We start from the raw sequence: 20,520 nt of genomic DNA, 5'->3' as shown, positions 1-20,520 counted from the left end.
TATGTTAGAGAATCTGAATTATCAGCTGTTTTATCTGATCAACGCCACGCCAGCCTCGCCTGAGTGGACGATCGATTTTGCCACCTTTCTTGCAAAAGATCTGATCAGTATCGTGCCTGCACTGGCTGCGATTCTCTGGCTGTGGGGTCCCCGCAGCCAGGTGAAGGCGCAGCGCCAGCTGGTGATTAAAGTCGCGATGGCGCTCGGGGTAAGCGTACTGCTGAGCTACATTCTGGGTCACGCCTTCCCGCACGATCGTCCTTTTGTCGATCGCGTCGGCTATACCTTCCTGCACCACGCGCCGGATGACTCGTTCCCGAGCGATCACGGAACGGTGATCTTTACCTTCGCGCTGGCTTTCCTGTTCTGGCATCGCCTGTGGTCCGGTGCGGTCCTGATGGTGGCAGCCCTGGCTATCGCCTGGTCTCGCGTTTACCTGGGCGTTCACTGGCCGCTGGATATGGTGGGCGGTTTCCTGGTGGGGCTGATTGGCTGCGTGAGCGCGGCTATCCTGTGGAGCCTCTTTGGCGAAGCGCTTTACCGCACGCTGTCTTCGCTCTACCGCGCCATTTTCGCTATCCCGATCCGCAAAGGCTGGATACGTGACTAACCCCAACCTGACAGGTTACACTTGAACCCCCGCCCTGCGGGGGTTCACTTTTTTATCCCGAGGAACTATGGAAACACGTCGCGATGACCGCATTGCTCAGCTGCTACAGGCGCTGAAGCGCAGCGATAAGCTGCATCTTAAGGAAGCCGCCAACCTCCTCGGCGTCTCAGAGATGACCATTCGTCGGGATCTGAACAGCGAAAGCGCGCCCGTCGTGCTGCTCGGCGGGTATATTGTGCTTGAGCCGCGTAGCGCCAGCCATTATCTGATCAGCGACCAGAAGACGCGCCTGGTTGAAGAGAAACGCAAAGCCGCCCGGCTTGCGGCCTCACTGGTACAGCCGCACCAGACGCTGTTTTTTGACTGCGGAACCACCACGCCGTGGATTATCGAAGCCATCGACAACAGCATCCCTTTTACCGCCGTGTGCTACTCCCTGAACACCTTTCTGGCGCTTCAGGAGAAACCGGAGTGCCGGGTGATCCTCTGCGGCGGCGAGTTTCACGCCAGCAACGCCATCTTTAAGCCGCTCAACCTGCAGGATACGCTCAGCAATCTCTGCCCGGATATCGCGTTTTATTCCGCCGCAGGCGTCAACGTGCGTCAGGGTGCGACCTGCTTTAACCTGGAAGAGCTGCCGGTGAAGCACTGGGCGTTAAGCGCCGCGCAGTACCATGTGCTGGTGGTCGATCACAGCAAGTTTGGCAAGGTACGTTCGGCAAGAATGGGCGAGCTGGCGCAGTTTGACGCCATCGTCAGCGACTGCCGCCCGGACGACGAGATTGTGGCCCACGCGAAGGCGCAGCAGGTGAAGTTGATGTATTAAGAGGGGTGCGGTCTGAGGCCCTCACCCCGGCCCTCTCCCACAGGGAGAGGGAGAAAAAAAGTAGGCCGGGTCAGCGCAGCGTCACCCGGCCAAAAACTTAGCTAAACCAGCTGCCAAACCACCCGTGGAATTTCATCATCACGAAATCCCACATCCGGCTGAAGAAGCCGCCCTCTTCCACCGCTTCCATTACAATCAGCGGACGCTGTTCAATCGACTTACCGTTTAGCTGGAAATCAATCGTCCCGACCACCTGGCCTTTTTTCAGCGGAGCCGTGAGCTGCGGGTCGGTCAGGGTAAAGCTGGCCTTCAGATTTTTCAGCTGACCGCGCGGAATGGTCACCGAGCCGCCTTCACCCGCCCCGAGATTGACTTCACTCTTGTCGCCAAACCAGACGCGCTGGCTGACGAACGTGGCATCCGGTTTAATCGGCGTCACGGTTTCATAGAAGCGGAAGCCCCAGGTCAGCAGTTTTTCTGACTCATTAAAGCGAATACGGTCGGTTTTGGTGCCCAGCACCACCGAAATCAGGCGCATGTCGCCCTGGGTCGCGGAGGCCACCAGGTTATAGCCCGCGCCCGCCGTGGTGCCGGTTTTCATTCCGTCCACGTTAACGTTGCTGCTCCACAGCAGGCGGTTGCGGTTCGGCTGACGGATTTTATTGAAGGTAAACTCTTTCTCTTTATGGATGGCGTATTCATCCGGCACGTCGTGGATCAGCGCTTTCCCCAGCAGCGCCATGTCGCGCGCGGTACTGAACTGTCCCGGCGAATCCAGACCGTGAACCGTTTTGAACGTGGTGTTGGTTAAGCCCAGTTTCTGCGCGTAGCCATTCATCAAGCCAATGAAAGAATCCTGGCTTCCGGCAACGTAATCGGCCAGCGCGATGCACGCATCATTTCCTGACTGAATAATTACCCCTTTGTTCAGATCGGAAACGGAAACCTGATCCCCCGGCTTCAGGAACATCACCGAAGAGCCCCGCAGCGCCGGGTTGCCGGTCGCCCAGGCATCCTTCCCGATGCTGACCATATCGTCCAGCTTGATCTTGCCCGCTTTCAACGCCTGGCCGACCACATAGCTGGTCATGATTTTGGTCAGGCTTGCCGGATCGAGTTTCTCATCCGCGTTGCCTTCCGCCAGCACTTTACCGCTGGAGTAGTCCATCAGGATCCAGGCGCGCGCATCCACAGGCGGCGCTTCGGGCGCAGCCTGTTCAGCTGCGTAGAGCGTTGGTGCAAACAGGAAAAGGAGCGCAGAGCCTGTCGCAAGGCTGCGCAGAGAAGTCATTTTACGCGTCATAAATGCCACCCGAGTGTCCATTCAAAAATTACGTCACATCACCGTGTCGCAAGAAGCGATGAGTAATAGCGCACTAAAACGGTTAAAGAAACCCAACGAGGGTAAAGTTATTAAAGTTTATGCAATAACATTCAGATACGCTTTGATTCAGACGATTTTTTTGTCTTCTGTTGCGTAATTGTTAGGTTTATCTCACCATGCGAAAGCTGACCCGGATTCACATCTCATCAGGAGTAAATATGATTACGCTTTGGGGCAGGAACAACTCGACCAACGTTAAGAAAGTGCTCTGGACGCTCGAGGAGCTGGATTTACCGTTCAATCAAATCATGGCCGGCATGTCGTTCGGCGTGAACAAAGAGGCCGACTATCTGGCCATGAACCCGAACGGCCTGGTGCCGCTGCTGCGCGATGATGAAACCGACGCGACGCTTTGGGAATCCAACACCATTGTCCGTTACCTTGCCGCCCAGTACGGTCAGGGCCGCCTGTGGGTGGAAAGCCCGGCCCGTCGCGCCCAGGGTGAAAAGTGGATGGACTGGGCGAATCAGACGCTATCGCCAACCCACCGCGTGATCCTGATGGGGTTAGTCAGAACCCCTGAACCCGAGCGCGACTACCCTGCCATTCATGCCGCTCAGGATGCGTGTGAAAACCTGTTTGCGATGATGGATGACGAACTGGCGAAGCACGCCTGGTTCTCCGGTGAGGCGTTCGGCGTGGGCGATATTGCCGTGGCGCCGTTCGTCTGGAATCTGACCAACCTCGGCCTGAAGTGGACGCCGCGCCCTCATCTTGAGCGCTGGCTAAAACAGCTGAGCGATCGCCCGGCGTACCGCAACGTGGTAATGATCCCGGTCACCTGATTACGCACCGGACGGGCTGACTTTTAACAGCTGCCCGTCCGTCTCGTCGGTCAGAACGTATAAATAGCCGTCCGGCCCCACCCGCACATCGCGAATACGTTTATCCCGGTCGCCGAGAATTCGCCCATCCTCCGTGACCTTATTGCCGTCCACGCTCAGCACGATAACGTCCTTTTCCTTCAGCGCGCCGATAAACAGCTTGTTTTTCCACTGCGGGAAAATGTCGCTGTTATAAAACGCCATACCGCTCACGGCAGGTGACACTTTCCAGACGAACAGCGGTTTTTCGGTTCCCTCAACGTGCTCGCCTTTGGCTTCCGGAATTTTCAGACCGCTGTAGTTAATGCCGTGCGTCGCCAGCGGCCAGCCGTAGTTCTTTCCTTTCTCCGGGATGTTGATCTCATCCCCGCCGCGCGGACCGTGCTCGTTCAGCCACAGCGCGTCGCTCCAGGGATTCATCGCCATCCCCTGTGGGTTGCGAATGCCGTAAGACCAGATTTCGGGTCGCGCACCGGGGGTATTCACAAACGGGTTATCCGGCGGCACTTTTCCGTCTTCGGTGAGGCGCACCACTTTACCCTGCAATTTATCCAGATCCTGCGCCGTCGGACGCTGGTTATTCTCGCCGAGTCCGATAAAGAGCGAGCCTTTGCCGTCGAACACCAGTCGCCCACCAAAATGGTTCCCGGTGGAGAGTTTCGGCATCTGGCGGAACACCACCTGGAAGGCTTCAATGCGCGTCAGATCGTCGCTCAGTCGGCCATAGCCCACCGCCGTTCCGGCCTTGCCGTCACTCCCGGCTTCGGCGAAGCTCAGCCAGATGCGGCGTGATTTTTCAAAATCCGGGGCGAGGACCACGTCCAGCAATCCTCCCTGACCGTTTGCCCAGACCTTCGGCACGCCGACAATCGGATCGGACAGCCCTTTTCCGGCCTGCCAGCGTTTGAGCTGACCGCCCTTCAGGGTCACCAGCAGGCCTTTATTGTCCGGCAGAAACGTCAGAGACCAGGGATGATCGAGTTTGTTTTGCAGCACGTCGACCTTGACCGCCTCTGGGGCAGCAAGAAGCGAAAACGGAATGAACAGCGCAGGCAGGGAAATTAGCGAGGATCGAGGCATAACGCACTCCTTTATCGGCATATGGCATAAAGGTTAGCCACTGCATCCGGGCGCGTTACCACTTTTACAAAAGCTTAATCAGAAGGGGGAGTTGCCTCCCCCTGGGTCAGTGCTGTTCAAGCTTCTCGTGCTCGTTCAGGCACATGATGCATAGAGAGAGCGTGGTCAGGCAGTTTTCAAGCTTCTCCGCGTTAACAGCGATAAAATTCGGGCAGTCGTGGCGTCCGTTCATCAAACATACCCCAGCGATGGAAAGTACCTCAGCGGCGCGGCGCAGGGCGATCAGCTCACTTTCGCCGTATTTCGCCTTCAGGGTCGGTGCTTTTTCACGCATGAAATTGCAAAGTTCAAACAGGTTATCACGCAGATGTTCGCTTTCGCTGACTGACATATACCCTTTTGCCTTCCTCAACTGCAGGTACGCGGCCAGGTCGATTCGGGCGTTGATCAGCTTGTTAAGCAGATCGCGTTTTAGTCTGTCAACGGTCATGCTCTTTCCTCCTCTGTCAGCCATTGTGCATAATCAGGATAAGTACATTTTTTGTACAGTTTAATGCCTGGGATCAATTTTTATTAACTGATTAACATTATTTACAATGTTACAACGTCTGCCCGGCGCATCCGCCTTGCAAAGAGTGTATAAATCCCCCGCGATACGCTGTAAAATCCCGCCCTGATAACTCCATAATTGATGAATTTTTAACCTATGAGCAATGTTACGCACCAGCCGAAAATCGGCTTCGTCTCCCTGGGCTGCCCGAAAAACCTCGTGGATTCCGAACGCATCCTGACCGAACTGCGCACCGAGGGCTATGACGTGGTGCCAAGCTACGACAACGCCGATATGGTGATCGTGAACACCTGCGGGTTTATCGACAGCGCGGTTCAGGAATCACTGGAAGCCATCGGTGAAGCCCTGACGGAAAACGGCAAAGTGATTGTTACCGGCTGTCTGGGCGCGAAAGAAGACCAGATCCGCGAAGTGCACCCGAAGGTGCTGGAGATCACCGGCCCGCACAGCTACGAGCAGGTGCTGGAACATGTTCATCACTACGTGCCAAAACCAAAGCACAACCCGTTCCTGAGCCTGGTGCCAGAGCAGGGCGTGAAGCTGACGCCGCGCCACTACGCTTACTTAAAAATTTCCGAAGGCTGCAACCATCGCTGCACCTTCTGCATCATCCCGTCCATGCGTGGCGATCTGGTGAGCCGTCCGATTGGTGAAGTGCTGGCGGAAGCTAAACGTCTGGCCGACGCGGGCGTGAAGGAGCTGCTGGTCATCTCCCAGGACACCTCGGCTTACGGCGTGGACGTTAAACACCGCTCCGGTTTCCACAACGGCGAGCCGGTGAAAACCAGCATGGTCGGCCTGTGCGAACAGTTGTCGAAGCTCGGTATCTGGACGCGTCTGCACTACGTCTATCCGTACCCGCACGTTGACGATGTGATCCCGCTGATGGCGGAAGGCAAAATTCTGCCGTACCTGGATATCCCGCTGCAGCACGCCAGCCCGCGTATCCTGAAGCTGATGAAGCGTCCTGGCTCCGTTGATCGCCAGCTGGCGCGCATCAAGCAGTGGCGTGAAATCTGCCCGGATCTGACCCTGCGCTCCACCTTCATCGTCGGCTTCCCGGGTGAAACCGAAGAAGACTTCCAGATGCTGCTCGACTTCCTGAAAGAAGCCCGTCTGGACCGCGTAGGCTGCTTCAAGTACAGCCCGGTTGAAGGCGCTACCGCCAACGAGCTGGCGGACCAGGTGCCGGAAGAGGTGAAAGAAGAGCGCTGGAACCGCTTCATGCAGCTGCAGCAGCAGATCTCTGCCGAGCGTCTGCAGGAAAAAGTGGGCCGCGAGATCATGGTCATCGTTGACGAAGTGGACGAAGAAGGCGCGATTGGCCGCAGCATGGCGGACGCCCCGGAAATCGACGGCGCGGTGTACCTGAACGGCGAAACCAGCGTTAAGCCGGGTGATATTATTCGCGTGAAGGTTGAAAACGCGGACGAGTATGACCTGTGGGGTAGCCGGGTTTAATCTCCTTCCCCCTCACCCTAACCCTCTCCCCACTGGGGAGAGGGGACTGCTCGGTGCGGTTTTTCACCCTCGCCCCTTTGGGGAGAGGGCCGGGGTGAGGGGCAAGCAAAAGCCTACCCCTTAATCCTCGGATCCAGCGCGTCGCGCAGCCCGTCCCCCAGCAGATTAAACGCCAGCACGGTGAGGAAAATCGCCAGACTCGGGAAGATCGCCACGTGCGGCGCAATCACCATATCCGCCCTCGCCTCGTTCAGCATCGCGCCCCACTCCGGCGTCGGTGGCTGCGCGCCTAACCCCAGAAACGACAGGCTGGCCGCCGAGATAATCGACACGCCAATACGCATGGTGAAATAGACCACGATGGACGATACCGTACCCGGCAAAATATGGCTGAACAGGATGGTGGCATCGCTGGCCCCCATGCTGCGCGCGGATTCGATAAACGTCTGCTGTTTCAGCACCAGCGTATTGCCGCGCACCAGCCGCGCGAACGCCGGAATCGAAAAGACCGCGACCGCAATGATGACGTTCGCCATGCCGCTGCCCATGATCGCCACCACGGCAATCGCCAGCAGAATGCCGGGAAAAGCAAACAGCACGTCGCAGATGCGCATGATGATGCGGTCCCACCAGCCTTCGTAATACCCGGCAACGAGGCCCAGCACGGTACCGATGGCCGCGCCGATCAGCACCGCGAACACCCCGGCGGCGAGCGAGATTTGCGCCCCGACCAGCACGCGGCTAAAGATATCGCGCCCGAGTGAGTCCACGCCGAACCAGTGAAGCATCGACGGTCCGTCGTTCAGACGGTCGTAGTCAAAATAGTTTTCCGCATCAAACGGCGCCACCCACGGCGCAATCACCGCCACCGCAATCAGCAGCAGCACAAACAGCCCCGCGGTCATCGCGACCGGCTGACGGCGAAAACGCCGCCAGAATTCAGACCACGGGGTGCGGACGTGGTCCGGTTTTAGCCCCGGCATCGCGTTTAAAACGGCCTGACGTCGCCAGTTCAACAATCGCATCTTACTTGTACCTGATGGCCGGGTTAATGGCGGCGTAGAGCACGTCCACCACTAAGTTGATAAGAATAAACTCCAGCGAGAAAAGCAGGACTTCCGCCTGAATCACCGGGTAGTCGCGCATCTCGACGGAGTCGACCAGCAGGCGTCCCAGCCCCGGCCAGTTGAAGACCTTTTCCACGACGATCGAGCCGCCGAGCAGAAAGCCAAACTGCAGCCCCATCATCGTCACTACCGGGATCATCGCATTGCGGAATCCGTGCTTGAGAATGACCCACTTCTCGCTGACCCCTTTCGCCCGCGCGGTGCGAATATAATCTTCGCTCAGCACGTCAACGAACGAGGCGCGGGTAAAGCGGGCCATTACCGCCGAAACGGCAGCCCCCAGCGTCATGGAAGGCAGGATGTAGTGCTTCCAGGTATCAGCCCCGACGGTCGGCAGCCAGCCCAGTTCGACGGAGAAGATCTGCATCAGCAGCATCCCCAGCGCGAACGCCGGGAAGGAGATGCCGGTCACCGCCAGCGCCATGCCGAGCTTGTCCGGCCAGCGGTTGCGCCAGACGGCCGCGATAATCCCGGCGCCAAGCCCAAACACGACCGCCCAGCTCATGCTGGCTATCGTTAACCAGAACGTCGGCATAAAGCGGCTGGCAATCTCCTCCGACACCGGACGGCGCGACACCATCGAGATACCAAAATCGCCCTGCAGAACGTTGCAAATGTAATGGATGAACTGCATATACAGCGGCTGGTCGAGGCCAAGCTGCTTACGCACCAGGTCAATAACGGTGGCATCCGCCTCAGGCCCGGCGACCAGACGCGCCGGATCGCCCGGCAGCATATGGACAAACAAAAACACCAGGACCGCCACAATCAGCAGCGTCGGAATAAGCCCCAGCAGGCGTTTACAAACATAATTCAGCATGAGGTTTATTTTAAATCCGCATCGTCAAAGCTAAAGCCCGTGTCCGGCATGATGTAGAACCCGGTCAACGCTTTGTTATGGGCTGACACCAGTTTCTCCACCACCAGCGGCACCCACGGTGACTCTTTCCAGATAATATCCTGCGCGTCTTTATAGAGACGCGCCTTCTCTTCCGGTTTGGTGGTTTTCAGGGCATCGGCCAGGTCTTTGTCCACCTGCGGGTTGCTGTAAAACGCGGTGTTGAACAGGGTTGGCGGCCAGTTCTGCGAGGCAAACAGCGGCGACAGCGCCCAGTCGGCCTCACCGGTCGACGCCGTCCAGCCGGTGTAGAACATCCGCACGCCGCTCTCTTTCTGCCCTTTCCCCTCCACTTCTGCCGCACGCTGTCCGGCATCCATTGCGGTGACCTGTACCTTGATACCCACCTGCGCCAGCTGCTGCTGGGTAAACTGCAGCACCTTCTGGGCGGTACTGTGATTATGCGAGGACCACAGCGTGGTGCTGAAACCGTTCGGGAAGCCCGCCTCTTTCAGCAGCTCGCGCGCTTTAGCCGGATCGTATGGCCACGGCTGATAGCTTTGCGCATAGGCGATCGCCGGCGGCAGCACGCCGGTGGCCGGAGTGGCATAGCCGGCAAAGGCGACCTTCACCAGCGCCTGACGGTTAATGGCGTAGTTGATGGCTTCACGCACCTTCGGGTTATCGAACGGCTTTTGCGTGACGTTCATGCTGATGTAGCGCTGCATGATTGACGGGCTGGCGACCAGCTCCAGCTTGCTGTTTTTCTGCAAAATGGCGGCCTGCTCATAGGGGATCGGGAAGGCAAACTGCGCCTCGCCGGTTTGCAGCATCGCCGCGCGGGTGTTGTTGTCCACCACCGGGCGCCAGGTGATGGTGTCGAGCTTAGGCAGCCCCTGCTGCCAGTATCCCGCGAATTTCTTCACCTTCACAAAATCGGTCTGGTTCCAGGTGAGCAGTTCGTAAGGGCCGGTGCCAACAGGATGGAAACCAATCTCCTTGCCGTATTTTTTCAGCGCGGCAGGGGAAATCATCGCCGTTGCCGGATGCGCCAGGATATTGATAAACGCGGAGAACGGCTCTTTCAGGGTGATTTTGACCGTCGCCGGGTCGACCACCTCGGCGCTGGCGATATTTTTATACAGGTTATAGCGCTTGAGGCTATTTTCCGGATTGCTGGCGCGGTCCAGGTTAACCTTCACCGCCTCCGCATTGAAGTCTGTCCCGTCCTGGAACTTCACGCCGGTCCTGAGCTTGATGGTATACACCAGCCCGTCGTCGGACACGGTATACCCCTCCGCCAGCACGTTTTTGAGCTTCATCTCTTTATCGAGGCCAAACAGGCCCTGATAGAACGATTTCGCCACCGCCTGAGAGAGCGTGTCGTTGGCGTCATACGGATCGAGCGTGGTGAAATTGGAGCCGACGGCGACCACCACGTCTTTGGCAGCGAACGCGGGGGCAGCGGCCAGGGCTGCCGTCACGCTCGCGGCTAACAACCATCTACGCGCTACAAATGTAACCATTGTGTTCTCCTGCCTGTTGTAAGTTATAACCGCGAAAAAGCGTTGTCCTGACGCGGGGGAGCGACGAAATGACCCGGCCCGACCTCGCGCAGCGTCACGCGCTCCACGGCCTCGCCGCGTTTATGAATATTGCTCGGCATTTCATCCTGCAGCAGCACGCGCTGGCCGTGACGATGCGCCGGATCGGCAACCGGGACCGCCGCAATAAGCTTGCGGGTGTACGGGTGCTGCGGGTTTTCAAACACCGCCCTTCGCGGCCCAATCTCCACGATCTGCCCCATAAACATCACCGCCACGCGATGGCTGATGCGCTCGACCACCGCCATATCGTGCGAGATAAACAGGAAGGCAATGCCCATATCCCGCTGTAAATCCAGCAGCAGGTTGATGATTTGCGCCCGGATAGAGACATCCAGCGCCGAGACGGACTCATCGGCAATCACCACTTTCGGGTTCAGCGCCAGCGCGCGGGCGATGCAGATACGCTGCCGCTGTCCGCCGGAAAACTCGTGCGGGTAACGCCAGGCGTGTTCCGGCTTCAGGCCGACGCGCTCCAGCAGCCAGGCCACGCGACGCTGGGCCGCTTCGCCGTCGAGCAGGTTATGTACCCGCAGCGGCTCCATGATCGAATACCCCACCGTATGGCGCGGATCGAGGGAGGCATACGGATCCTGGAAAATAAACTGAATATCCCGCCGCACCGCCTGCAGCCTGCTGTCCGGAAGGGTATCAATGCGCTCGCCGTTAAAGGTAATGCTGCCTTCCTGTGATTCCACCAGACGGAGCAACGCGCGCCCGGTGGTGGATTTACCGCAGCCGGACTCCCCCACCAGCGCCAGCGTTTCGCCCGGCCAAAGATCGAAACTGACGTTTTCCACCGCGTGCACTTCGCGCTTAACGCGGTTCAGTACGCCGCTGCGCAGCGGAAAACGGGTGACCAGATCGCGCACTTCCAGAATGGGCTTACCCGGCACCACGGTGTCCTGCTCGCGCTCCTCCTCCTGTAGCTCAGACGCCTCAAGAGAAATCAGCGGGAAGCGGCGCGGCAAATCGCTGCCGTTCATCGCCCCCAGGCGCGGAACCGCCGCCAGCAGCGCTTTGGTGTAAGGATGCACGGGCGCGTGAAAAATCTGCTCAACCGGGCCGGTTTCCACCGCGCTGCCCTTGTGCATCACCAGCACCCGATCGGCGATATCGGCGACTACGCCCATATCGTGGGTGATGAATATCACCCCCATCTCCATCTCCTGCTGCAGCACTTTGATGAGCTGCAGGATCTGCGCCTGAATCGTCACGTCCAGCGCCGTCGTCGGTTCATCGGCAATCAGCACCGCCGGACGGCAGGAGAGCGCCATGGCAATCATCACCCGCTGGCGCATGCCGCCGGAAAGCTGATGGGGGTAGCGACCCAGAATGGCCTGCGCCTCCGGGATGCGCACCAGCTCCAGCATCCGTCGGGCCTCTTTGAGCGCTTCATCGCCGTTCAGCCCCTGATGCAGGCGGATGGACTCGGCGATTTGTTCCCCGACCGGGAAAACCGGGTTCAGGGAGGTCATCGGCTCCTGGAAGATCATCGCAATATCCGCCCCGCGCACGCCCTGCATCTGCGAACCGCTTAGCTCATTTAAATCAATGACCTGACGGTTACGGCGGCGCAGGAGCATTTTCTCGCTGCTGATTTGCCCGCCCGTCTGTTCCAGCAGGCGCATCAGCGCCAGCGCGGTGACCGATTTACCGGAACCAGATTCGCCAACTATCGCCAGCGTCTCGCCGCGCCTGAGCGTGAACGATAAATTCTCTACTGCGGGGATGAACTGCCGCTCTTCCTGAAACGCAATATTGAGCTGATGGACAGCCAGCACTTCGCGGTTGTCCAGTTCTTCACTGTGCGGCACGCGCTGCCCCCTTATTCACGATAGATGCCCGTGCTCGGCTCATCACCGGCATAACCCCAGGCGCGGTACATACCTTCGCTGTTGAATGGCAGAGCCACGTTGCCCTCACGATCCACCGCAATGAGCCCGCCAACGCCGCCCAGGGCAGGCAGTTTCTCCATCACCACGCGCTCGCAGGCTTCGCTGAGGCTTAAACCGCCGTAATCCATCAGCGCGGTGATGTCGTAGGCCGCGAGGGCGCGGATAAACACTTCCCCGGTGCCGGTACACGACACCGCCGCCGTCGCGTTATTGGCGTAGCAGCCGGCGCCCGGCAGCGGGCTATCGCCGACGCGCCCGGGCAGCTTGTTGGTCATCCCGCCCGTTGAGGTTGCCGCCGCGAGGTTTCCGGCCTTATCCAGCGCCACCGCGCCGACCGTGCCCATTTTGGTGGTTTCATCAAGCGGCGCTGTATGGTCAAGCTGCGTCATGCCCGCCGAACGGGCTTCCAGCAGCTGCTGATAGCGCTCCTCGGTGGAAAACAGATCCGGCGATACCGGTTCCATCCCGTGCCCGAAGGCAAACGCCTCCGCTCCGGCCCCTGTGAGCAGCACGTGCGGACTCGCCTCCATCACCAGACGCGCCGCCAGCACCGGATTGCGCAGATGACTCACGCCCGCCACGGCGCCCGCTTTCAGGGTGACGCCGTCCATCACGCAGGCATCCAGCTCGTGCGTTTCATCCCGGGTAAAGACCGAACCGATCCCCGCATTAAATAACGGGCACTCTTCCAGCAGGCGCACCGCCTCGGTGACCACGTCCAGCGCGCTTTCGCCCGCTTCCAGCATTTTCTGGCCCGTTTCCACAATGGCGTACAGCGCGTCGATATAGCGCTTTTCCTGCTCGGGACTGAGCTGTGCTCGGGTGATTGCCCCGGCGCCACCATGAATTGCGATTACCGCATTAACCATTCGCATCACCCGTTAGCCTGATTTGCGGCTTTTTCTATAAATATCATTATCGTCGATGAAACTTCAGATGATTTTTGAATATAGAAAGACGTAACTGTGATGTAAAGCGTACACCCATCGGGTCATACAGTTAGCCGCACTTTTCTGCCATAATGGCCGCTTTCGTTGTTACTCCGCAGGAGCCCACCATGGATTTTACCGCCGGACTGATGCCGCTTGAGACGGCACTCACGCAGATGCTTGACCGAGTTTCCCCGCTGAATGACGTTGAGACGCTGCCCCTCGTGCGCTGTTTTGGCCGTATTGCCGCGCGCGATATCGTCTCTCCGCTTAACGTGCCGGGGTTTGATAATTCCGCGATGGACGGTTACGCGGTACGCCTGGCGGATCTCCAGACGGGTAATGCCCTGCCTGTGGCGGGTAAAGCCTTTGCGGGCCAGCCGTTTAGCGGTGAATGGCCTGCGGGCACCTGCGTGCGCATCATGACCGGCGCGCCGGTTCCGGCTGGCTGCGACGCCGTGGTAATGCAGGAAGAGACCGAACAGACCGACGACGGCGTGCGTTTTACCGCGAACGTTAAAGCGGGCCAGAACATCCGCCGCACGGGCGAAGATATCACCCTTGGCGCAACGGTCTTTGCCGCCGGACAGAAGCTGACGGTAGGTGAACTGCCGGTGCTGGCATCGCTCGGCATCGCCGAAGTTGACGTTGTCCGCAAGGTGCGCGTGGCGGTCTTCTCCACCGGCGACGAGCTGCAGCTTCCTGGCCAGCCGCTGCAGGAGGGCCAGATTTACGATACCAACCGCCTGGCGGTCCACCTGATGCTGGAGCAGCTGGGCTGCGAGGTGATTAACCTCGGCATCATTCCTGACGATCCGGAAAAACTGCGCGCCGCGTTTATCGAGGCGGATAACGCTGCCGACGTGGTCATCAGCTCCGGCGGCGTCTCCGTGGGCGAAGCGGATTACACCAAAACCATCCTTGAAGAGCTGGGCGAAATCGCCTTCTGGAAGCTGGCAATCAAGCCGGGCAAACCGTTCGCGTTTGGCAAGCTGCAACACAGCTGGTTCTGTGGCCTGCCGGGTAATCCGGTCTCGGCGGCACTCACCTTCTACCAGCTGGCGATCCCGCTGCTGGCGAAGCTTTCCGGCAACAGCGCCAGACCGCTGCCGGAACGCCAGCGCGTGCGCGCCGCCACGCGCCTGAAAAAATCACCGGGCCGTCTCGATTTTCAGCGCGGCATTCTGGCGCGCAACGCGGACGGTGAGCTCGAAGTGAGCACCACCGGCCATCAGGGCTCGCACATTTTCAGCTCCTTCAGCCAGGGCAACTGCTTTATCGTGCTGGAGCGCGAGCGCGGCAATGTGGAAGCCGGCGAGTGGGTTGAGGTAGAACGTTTTAACCACCTGTTTGGAGGCTGACATGACGGTGGAGCTGAGCGACCCGGAGATGATGCGCTACAACCGCCAGATTGTGCTGCGCGGGTTTGACTTCGAGGGCCAGGAAGCGCTTAAGGCAGCAAGCGTGCTGGTTGTCGGGCTCGGCGGTCTGGGCTGCGCCGCCGCGCAGTACCTTGCGGCGGCGGGCGTGGGCAGGATGACGCTGCTGGATTTCGATACCGTATCGGTGTCCAACCTGCAGCGCCAGACGCTGCACAGCGACGCGACGGTTGGCCAGCCGAAAGTGGACTCTGCCCGCACGGCGCTGGCGCGCATCAACACCAACGTTCAGTTCACCCTGATTGACGCAATGCTGGATGACGACGCGCTGTCCGCGCAGATTGCACAGCACAACCTGGTGCTGGACTGCACCGATAACGTCACCGTCCGTAACCAGCTGAACGCAGGTTGTTTTGCCCACAAAATCCCGCTGGTCTCCGGCGCGGCGATCCGCATGGAGGGGCAAATCACTATCTTTACCTACGCTGAGGGTGAACCCTGCTACCGCTGCCTGAGCCGCCTGTTCGGCGAGAACGCGCTGACCTGCGTTGAGGCGGGCGTGATGGCGCCGTTGGTCGGCGTGATTGGCTCACTGCAGGCGATGGAAGCGATCAAAGTCCTGGCGCACTACGGCACGCCTGCCGCGGGAAAAATCGTGATGTATGACGCGATGACCTGCCAGTTCCGCGAGATGAAGCTGATGCGTAACCCGGGGTGTGAGGTTTGCGGAGATTAAAGCAAACGGCAACCTTCAGGTTGCCGTTTTAGTGTTTGCTCCCTCTCCCTGTGGGAGAGGGTTGGGGTGAGGGCATCAGGCCGCACCCGTCAGATCGACGCCCGTCCAAACGCGCCCTGCCAGTCCTGCTCAAACTTCACAATCGCCGCATCCACAGCCGGAGAGGTAATAAACTGCTGCGCCACGTCCAGCGGCAGCGTGATGGACTCGCACCCTGCCAGCAGGCAGTCCAGCGCCTGACGCGGCGTTTTAAAGCTCGCGGCCAGCACCTTTGACTGCGGGGCGTGCAGCGTCAGCAGCTGCTGCAGTTCAACCACGGTCTGGATCCCGTCCCCGCCCTGCGCGTCTACGCGGTTAACATAAGGGGCCACATACTCCGCCCCCGCCAGCGCGGACAGCATCCCCTGCGCGGCGCCGTACACCGCCGTGCCCAGCGTCGGGATCCCTTCGGCTTTCAGCATCTTGATTGCCGCCAGCCCTTCTGCGGTCACCGGCACTTTCACCACCAGGTCGTTAATAATGGCGCGCAGCTTACGCGCGTCCTCCACCATCCCTTCGGCGGTGGTCGCCATCACCTGCGCGAAAAGACGGCCTTTGCCGCCCAGCGCGTCGTGCAGCGCTGGCAGCAAAACGTCCAGCGGCGTTTTACCTGCCGCCACAATGCTTGGGTTGGTGGTTACGCCCGCCAGCGGGAAAATGCGCGCCAGCTTTTTGACTGCCGCAACGTCAGATGTGTCGAGATAAAGTTCCATGATGTCACCCTCAAATTTAGCCTGCACTTACCCTATCACGACAAAACCTGCTCAGTAGTTGACCTGCATCAAGATAACTTTCATTCGAAAGTCATTTAATCTTCATATGCAAGATGAGAGGCGAAATCATGATCTTCAATATTCAGCGTTACTCTACCCACGATGGCCCCGGTATTAGAACCGTGGTGTTCCTGAAAGGCTGCTCGCTGGGCTGTCGCTGGTGCCAGAACCCGGAAAGCCGCTCCCGCAGCCGGGACGTGCTGTTTGACGCGCGCCTGTGCCTTGACGGCTGCGACCTGTGCCAGCAGGCGGCACCGGGCTGCATCGAACGCGCGCTGAATGGCCTGGTTATCCACCGCGAGAAGCTTGATGAAGCGACGCTCAACGCCCTTAGTGACTGCTGCCCGACGCAGGCGCTGACCGTCTGCGGTGAAGAGCAGCAGGTCGAGGAGATCATGGCGACCGTACTGCGCGATAAACCCTTTTACGACCGCAGCGGCGGCGGGATCACCCTCTCCGGCGGCGAGCCGTTTATGAACCCTGAGCTGGCGCACGCCCTGTTTAAAGCCAGCCACGAACAGGGGATCCACACAGCCGTGGAAACCTGCCTTCACGTGCCGTGGCACTATATCGAGCCGTCATTACCGTACGTCGATCTGTTCCTCGCCGACCTGAAGCATGTCGACGGTGAGGTGTTCAAACAGTGGACGGACGGTTCGGCCAAGCGGATCCTGGATAACCTGAAGCGCCTTGCCGCCGCCGGGAAAAAAATCACCATTCGCGTGCCGCTGATCCAGGGCTTTAACGCTGACGAAGCGTCCATCACCGCCATTACCAACTTCGCCGCCGACGAGCTCGGCGTCGACGATATTCATTTTCTGCCGTATCACACGCTGGGCATGAACAAATACACCCTGCTCGGCCAACCCTACTCTGCCCCTGACAAACCGCTGGTTAACCCTGCCCTGCTGGACTTCGCGCAGCAGTACGCCTGCCAGAAAGGGTTAACCGCGACCTTACGAGGATAAACCTATGACAACCCTGAATCTCAACACCCTCAGCGAGCGCATTAAAGCGCACAAAACGGCGCTGGTGCATATTGTTAAGCCGCCGGTCTGTACCGAGCGCGCCCAGCATTACACCGAAATGTACAAGCAGCACATGGACAAGCCGATCCCGGTGCGTCGCGCGCTGGCGCTGGCGCATCACCTGGCCGAGCGTACCATCTGGATCAAACACGACGAGCTGATTATCGGTAACCAGGCAAGCGAAGTGCGCGCCGCGCCGATTTTCCCGGAATACACCGTCTCATGGATTGAGAAAGAGATCGACGATCTGGCGGACCGCCCGGGCGCGGGCTTTGCGGTGAGCGAAGAGAACAAGCGCGTGCTGCACGACATCTGCCCGTGGTGGCGCGGCCAGACGGTGCAGGACCGCTGCTACGGCATGTTCACCGACGAGCAGAAAGGCCTGCTGGAAACCGGCATTATCAAAGCCGAAGGCAACATGACCTCCGGCGACGCGCACCTGGCCGTTAACTTCCCGCTGGTGCTGGAGAAAGGCCTCGACGGCCTGCGCGCTAAGGTGGCCGAGCGCCGCACGCGCATCAACCTGACGGTGCTGGAAGATCTGCACGGCGACCAGTTCCTGAAGGCGATCGATATCGTGCTGGAAGCCGTAAGCCTGCATATCAAACGCTTTGCCAATCTGGCGCGTGAAATGGCGTCCACAGAAACCCGCGAAAGCCGCCGCGACGAGCTGCTGGCGATGGCGGAAAACTGCGACATCATTGCCCACGAGCCGCCAAAAACCTTCTGGCAGGCGCTGCAGCTGTGCTACTTCATTCAGCTGATCCTGCAGATTGAGTCAAACGGCCATTCCGTCTCCTTCGCGCGTATGGACCAGTATCTCTATCCGTACTACCGCCGCGACGTCGAGCTGAACCAGAGCCTCGACCGCGAACACGCTATCGAGCTGCTGCACAGCTGCTGGCTGAAGCTGCTGGAAGTGAACAAAATCCGCTCCGGTTCGCACTCCAAGGCTTCCGCCGGTAGCCCGCTGTACCAGAACGTCACCATCGGCGGCCAGAAGCTGGTCAACGGTGAGCCGATGGACGCGGTGAACCCGCTCTCCTACGCGATTCTGGAGTCCTGCGGTCGCCTGCGCTCCACCCAGCCAAACCTGAGCGTGCGCTACCACGCGGGCATGAGCAATGACTTCCTCGACGCCTGCGTGCAGGTGATCCGCTGCGGCTTCGGGATGCCCGCGTTCAACAACGATGAAATCGTCATTCCGGAATTCATCAAGCTCGGCGTTGAACGAGACGACGCCTACGACTACGCGGCCATCGGCTGTATCGAAACCGCGGTGGGCGGCAAGTGGGGCTACCGCTGCACCGGCATGAGCTTTATCAACTTCGCCCGCGTGATGCTGGCCGCGCTGGAAGGCGGGCGCGACGCCACCAGCGGCAAGGTGTTCCTGCCGCAGGAGAAAGCGCTCTCCGCCGGTAACTTCGAAAACTTCGACGAAGTGATGGCGGCGTGGGACAGCCAGATCCGCTACTACACCCGCAAATCCATCGAGATTGAGTACGTGGTGGACACCATGCTGGAAGAGAACGTCCACGATATTCTCTGCTCGGCGCTGGTGGATGACTGCATCGAACGTGCGAAAAGCATCAAGCAGGGCGGCGCGAAGTATGACTGGGTCTCCGGCCTGCAGGTGGGCATCGCCAACCTCGGCAACAGCCTGGCTGCGGTGAAGAAGCTGGTGTTCGAACAGGGCACTATTGGTCAGCAGCAGCTGGCGGCGGCGCTGGCGGATGACTTCGACGGGCTGACCCACGAGCAGCTGCGCCAGCGTCTGATCAACGGCGCGCCGAAGTACGGCAACGACGACGACAGCGTGGACATGCTGCTGACGCGCGCCTACCAGACCTACATTGAAGAGCTGAAGCAGTACCACAACCCTCGCCACGGCCGCGGCCCGATTGGAGGTAACTACTACGCGGGCACCTCTTCCATCTCCGCAAACGTGCCGTTTGGCGCGGCAACGATGGCCACCCCGGACGGACGTAAGGCGCACACCCCGCTGGCGGAAGGAGCAAGCCCGGCCTCCGGTACGGACCACCTCGGCCCGACGGCGGTAATTGGCTCGGTGGGTAAACTGCCGACGGAAGCGATTCTCGGCGGCGTGCTGCTGAACCAGAAGCTGAACCCGTCGACGCTGGAAAACGACAGCGATCGCCAGAAGCTGATGGTGCTGCTGCGCACCTTCTTCGAGGTGCATAAAGGCTGGCATATCCAGTACAACATCGTCTCGCGCGAAACGCTGCTGGAAGCGAAGAAACATCCTGACCAGTATCGTGACCTGGTGGTGCGCGTCGCGGGCTACTCGGCGTTCTTCACCGCCCTGTCGCCGGATGCGCAGGACGATATTATCGCCCGTACTGAGCACACGCTGTAAAAAACCGCCCGGTGGCGCTTCGCTTACCGGGCCTACATTGTCTCCCCGTAGGCCGGGTAAGGCGAAGCCGCCACCCGGCTTTCTGACTTTCATTCGAAATTAAATTTGTGCTCCCCGTCACCTTGTTATTAGAATGTTTCAAAACGCAGTGATCCAGGAGCACAGTATGACCGTTAAAGTTATCGTCACCGATATGGACGGAACTTTCCTTGATGATGCCAAGCAGTACGATCGTGACCGCTTCCAGGCACAGTTTGAACAGCTTAAAGCCCGCGACATTGAATTCGTTGTCGCCAGCGGCAACCAGTATTACCAGCTCATCTCCTTCTTTCCGGAGCTGAAAGACCGGATCTCCTTCGTGGCGGAAAACGGCGCGCTGGTGTTCGATCGCGGCGAACAGATTTTCCACGGCGAGCTGACGCGTCATGAATCGCAGATCGTGATTGGCGAACTGCTGAAGGATAAAGGACTGAACTTCGTGGCCTGCGGGCTGGAGAGCGCCTGGGTCAGCGACCAGGCTCCTGAAGAATTCGTGGCGCTGATGTCAAAGCACTATCACCGCTTAAAGCGCATCAGCGATTACCGCGAAATTGACGACGTGCTGTTTAAGTTCTCTCTGAACCTGCCGGACAGCGATATCCCTAATCTGGTGGATAAACTGCACGTCTCCCTGGACGGCATCATGAAGCCGGTCACCAGCGGCTTTGGTTTTGTCGATTTGATTATCCCCGGCCTGCACAAGGCCAACGGCATTAGCCGTCTGCTGAAACGCTGGAAAATCTCCCCGCAGGAGTGCGTGGCCATTGGCGACAGCGGCAACGATGCCGAGATGCTGAAGCTGGTGAAATATTCCTTTGCGATGGGCAACGCGGCAGAGAGCATCAAAGAAATCAGCCGCTACGGCACCGATGACAACAACCATCAGGGCGCGCTGAACGTCATCCAGGCCGTGCTCGACAACCATTCCCCGTTCGACGTCTGATCCTCTCCTCGCCGGAGCGTCGCTCCGGCCTCTCACTCTTTTTCCGACCTGTGG

At 59.2% G+C, this 20,520-nt stretch carries 18 protein-coding genes; 9 read left to right on the top strand and 9 right to left on the bottom strand.

Annotated features, from left to right (window positions below; all coding sequences use genetic code 11):
* Position 1 precedes the first annotated feature (1 nt).
* Both ybjG and deoR read left to right on the top strand, forming a co-directional pair.
* Positions 2-610 (top strand): undecaprenyl-diphosphate phosphatase, encoded by a 609-nt coding sequence (gene ybjG, locus QMN93_RS06645; protein WP_087822247.1) that lies wholly within the window; start codon positions 2-4, stop codon positions 608-610.
* A 67-nt stretch (positions 611-677) separates the two neighbouring features.
* The gene (gene deoR / locus QMN93_RS06640; protein WP_047061464.1) at positions 678-1,436 is read left to right on the top strand and encodes a DNA-binding transcriptional repressor DeoR; all 759 of its coding nucleotides are present in this window, start codon (positions 678-680) and stop codon (positions 1,434-1,436) included.
* Positions 1,437-1,533: 97 nt separating this feature from the next.
* Here the strand turns inward: deoR and dacC are convergent, their stop codons facing one another.
* Complete coding sequence (gene dacC, locus QMN93_RS06635; RefSeq protein ID WP_193138963.1) at positions 1,534-2,739, bottom strand: serine-type D-Ala-D-Ala carboxypeptidase; 1,206 nt, start codon at positions 2,737-2,739, stop codon at positions 1,534-1,536.
* Positions 2,740-2,978: 239 nt separating this feature from the next.
* Between dacC and QMN93_RS06630 the strand changes: the two genes are divergently transcribed.
* A complete protein-coding gene (locus QMN93_RS06630) occupies positions 2,979-3,605 on the top strand; it encodes a glutathione S-transferase family protein (protein ID WP_064672154.1) in 627 nt (208 codons plus the stop codon).
* Here the strand turns inward: QMN93_RS06630 and QMN93_RS06625 are convergent, their stop codons facing one another.
* Complete coding sequence (locus tag QMN93_RS06625; RefSeq protein ID WP_193138962.1) at positions 3,606-4,724, bottom strand: PQQ-dependent sugar dehydrogenase; 1,119 nt, start codon at positions 4,722-4,724, stop codon at positions 3,606-3,608.
* 106 nt (positions 4,725-4,830) lie between these two features.
* On the bottom strand, positions 4,831-5,214 hold the full coding sequence (gene bssR, locus QMN93_RS06620) for a biofilm formation regulator BssR (protein WP_023310914.1): 384 nt from the start codon (positions 5,212-5,214) through the stop codon (positions 4,831-4,833).
* Between the two features lie 216 nt (positions 5,215-5,430).
* Here bssR and rimO point away from each other — a divergent pair, with 216 nt between their 5' ends.
* Positions 5,431-6,756: a 30S ribosomal protein S12 methylthiotransferase RimO gene (gene rimO / locus QMN93_RS06615; protein WP_058841665.1), complete on the top strand. Its 1,326-nt coding sequence runs from the start codon at positions 5,431-5,433 to the stop codon at positions 6,754-6,756.
* A gap of 113 nt (positions 6,757-6,869) precedes the next feature.
* Here the strand turns inward: rimO and gsiD are convergent, their stop codons facing one another.
* From gsiD to iaaA, 5 genes are read right to left on the bottom strand one after another with little or no spacing between them, the layout of a single operon-like run.
* A complete protein-coding gene (gene gsiD / locus QMN93_RS06610; protein ID WP_024908682.1) occupies positions 6,870-7,781 on the bottom strand; it encodes a glutathione ABC transporter permease GsiD in 912 nt (303 codons plus the stop codon).
* A 1-nt stretch (position 7,782) separates the two neighbouring features.
* Positions 7,783-8,703 (bottom strand): glutathione ABC transporter permease GsiC, encoded by a 921-nt coding sequence (gsiC, locus tag QMN93_RS06605; RefSeq protein WP_023310911.1) that lies wholly within the window; start codon positions 8,701-8,703, stop codon positions 7,783-7,785.
* A gap of 5 nt (positions 8,704-8,708) precedes the next feature.
* Positions 8,709-10,247: a glutathione ABC transporter substrate-binding protein GsiB gene (gene gsiB / locus QMN93_RS06600; protein ID WP_193138961.1), complete on the bottom strand. Its 1,539-nt coding sequence runs from the start codon at positions 10,245-10,247 to the stop codon at positions 8,709-8,711.
* Positions 10,248-10,270: 23 nt separating this feature from the next.
* Positions 10,271-12,142, bottom strand: coding sequence for a glutathione ABC transporter ATP-binding protein GsiA (gene gsiA, locus QMN93_RS06595; protein WP_182383216.1), 1,872 nt, complete (start codon positions 12,140-12,142; stop codon positions 10,271-10,273).
* Between the two features lie 11 nt (positions 12,143-12,153).
* Complete coding sequence (gene iaaA, locus QMN93_RS06590; protein WP_033145022.1) at positions 12,154-13,092, bottom strand: beta-aspartyl-peptidase; 939 nt, start codon at positions 13,090-13,092, stop codon at positions 12,154-12,156.
* 188 nt (positions 13,093-13,280) lie between these two features.
* Between iaaA and moeA the strand changes: the two genes are divergently transcribed.
* The gene (gene moeA / locus QMN93_RS06585; protein WP_182410792.1) at positions 13,281-14,513 is read left to right on the top strand and encodes a molybdopterin molybdotransferase MoeA; all 1,233 of its coding nucleotides are present in this window, start codon (positions 13,281-13,283) and stop codon (positions 14,511-14,513) included.
* 1 nt (position 14,514) lies between these two features.
* A complete protein-coding gene (gene moeB, locus QMN93_RS06580) occupies positions 14,515-15,267 on the top strand; it encodes a molybdopterin-synthase adenylyltransferase MoeB (RefSeq protein WP_182383213.1) in 753 nt (250 codons plus the stop codon).
* 89 nt (positions 15,268-15,356) lie between these two features.
* Here moeB and fsa read toward each other — a convergent pair whose 3' ends face one another.
* Positions 15,357-16,019: a fructose-6-phosphate aldolase gene (fsa, locus tag QMN93_RS06575; protein WP_182383212.1), complete on the bottom strand. Its 663-nt coding sequence runs from the start codon at positions 16,017-16,019 to the stop codon at positions 15,357-15,359.
* Between the two features lie 128 nt (positions 16,020-16,147).
* Between fsa and QMN93_RS06570 the strand changes: the two genes are divergently transcribed.
* From QMN93_RS06570 to QMN93_RS06560, 3 genes are all read left to right on the top strand, one after another.
* Entirely contained in the window at positions 16,148-17,047 is a 900-nt protein-coding gene (locus QMN93_RS06570) for a glycyl-radical enzyme activating protein (protein ID WP_182383211.1), read from the top strand.
* A 4-nt stretch (positions 17,048-17,051) separates the two neighbouring features.
* Positions 17,052-19,484 carry a formate C-acetyltransferase/glycerol dehydratase family glycyl radical enzyme gene (locus QMN93_RS06565; RefSeq protein ID WP_069303857.1) on the top strand — a complete coding sequence of 811 codons (2,433 nt, stop codon included), beginning with the start codon at positions 17,052-17,054 and terminating at the stop codon, positions 19,482-19,484.
* Positions 19,485-19,650: 166 nt separating this feature from the next.
* The gene (locus tag QMN93_RS06560) at positions 19,651-20,466 is read left to right on the top strand and encodes a Cof-type HAD-IIB family hydrolase (protein ID WP_048976801.1); all 816 of its coding nucleotides are present in this window, start codon (positions 19,651-19,653) and stop codon (positions 20,464-20,466) included.
* Positions 20,467-20,520 lie beyond the last annotated feature (54 nt).

Source organism: Enterobacter sp. R-1.6.2, assembly GCF_035064085.1.
Taxonomy (GTDB): Bacteria; Pseudomonadota; Gammaproteobacteria; order Enterobacterales; family Enterobacteriaceae; genus Enterobacter; species Enterobacter asburiae_B.
This window is presented reverse-complemented; position numbering and strand designations above follow the sequence as displayed.

Coding starts and splice junctions, on each gene's coding strand:
- ybjG (WP_087822247.1), top strand. CDS start 2: ATGTTAGAGAATCTGAATTATCAGCTGTTTTATCTGATCAACGCCACG.
- deoR (WP_047061464.1), top strand. CDS start 678: ATGGAAACACGTCGCGATGACCGCATTGCTCAGCTGCTACAGGCGCTG.
- dacC (WP_193138963.1), bottom strand. CDS start 2,739: ATGACGCGTAAAATGACTTCTCTGCGCAGCCTTGCGACAGGCTCTGCG.
- QMN93_RS06630 (WP_064672154.1), top strand. CDS start 2,979: ATGATTACGCTTTGGGGCAGGAACAACTCGACCAACGTTAAGAAAGTG.
- QMN93_RS06625 (WP_193138962.1), bottom strand. CDS start 4,724: ATGCCTCGATCCTCGCTAATTTCCCTGCCTGCGCTGTTCATTCCGTTT.
- bssR (WP_023310914.1), bottom strand. CDS start 5,214: ATGACCGTTGACAGACTAAAACGCGATCTGCTTAACAAGCTGATCAAC.
- rimO (WP_058841665.1), top strand. CDS start 5,431: ATGAGCAATGTTACGCACCAGCCGAAAATCGGCTTCGTCTCCCTGGGC.
- gsiD (WP_024908682.1), bottom strand. CDS start 7,781: ATGCGATTGTTGAACTGGCGACGTCAGGCCGTTTTAAACGCGATGCCG.
- gsiC (WP_023310911.1), bottom strand. CDS start 8,703: ATGCTGAATTATGTTTGTAAACGCCTGCTGGGGCTTATTCCGACGCTG.
- gsiB (WP_193138961.1), bottom strand. CDS start 10,247: ATGGTTACATTTGTAGCGCGTAGATGGTTGTTAGCCGCGAGCGTGACG.
- iaaA (WP_033145022.1), bottom strand. CDS start 13,092: ATGGTTAATGCGGTAATCGCAATTCATGGTGGCGCCGGGGCAATCACC.
- moeA (WP_182410792.1), top strand. CDS start 13,281: ATGGATTTTACCGCCGGACTGATGCCGCTTGAGACGGCACTCACGCAG.
- moeB (WP_182383213.1), top strand. CDS start 14,515: ATGACGGTGGAGCTGAGCGACCCGGAGATGATGCGCTACAACCGCCAG.
- fsa (WP_182383212.1), bottom strand. CDS start 16,019: ATGGAACTTTATCTCGACACATCTGACGTTGCGGCAGTCAAAAAGCTG.
- QMN93_RS06570 (WP_182383211.1), top strand. CDS start 16,148: ATGATCTTCAATATTCAGCGTTACTCTACCCACGATGGCCCCGGTATT.
- QMN93_RS06565 (WP_069303857.1), top strand. CDS start 17,052: ATGACAACCCTGAATCTCAACACCCTCAGCGAGCGCATTAAAGCGCAC.
- QMN93_RS06560 (WP_048976801.1), top strand. CDS start 19,651: ATGACCGTTAAAGTTATCGTCACCGATATGGACGGAACTTTCCTTGAT.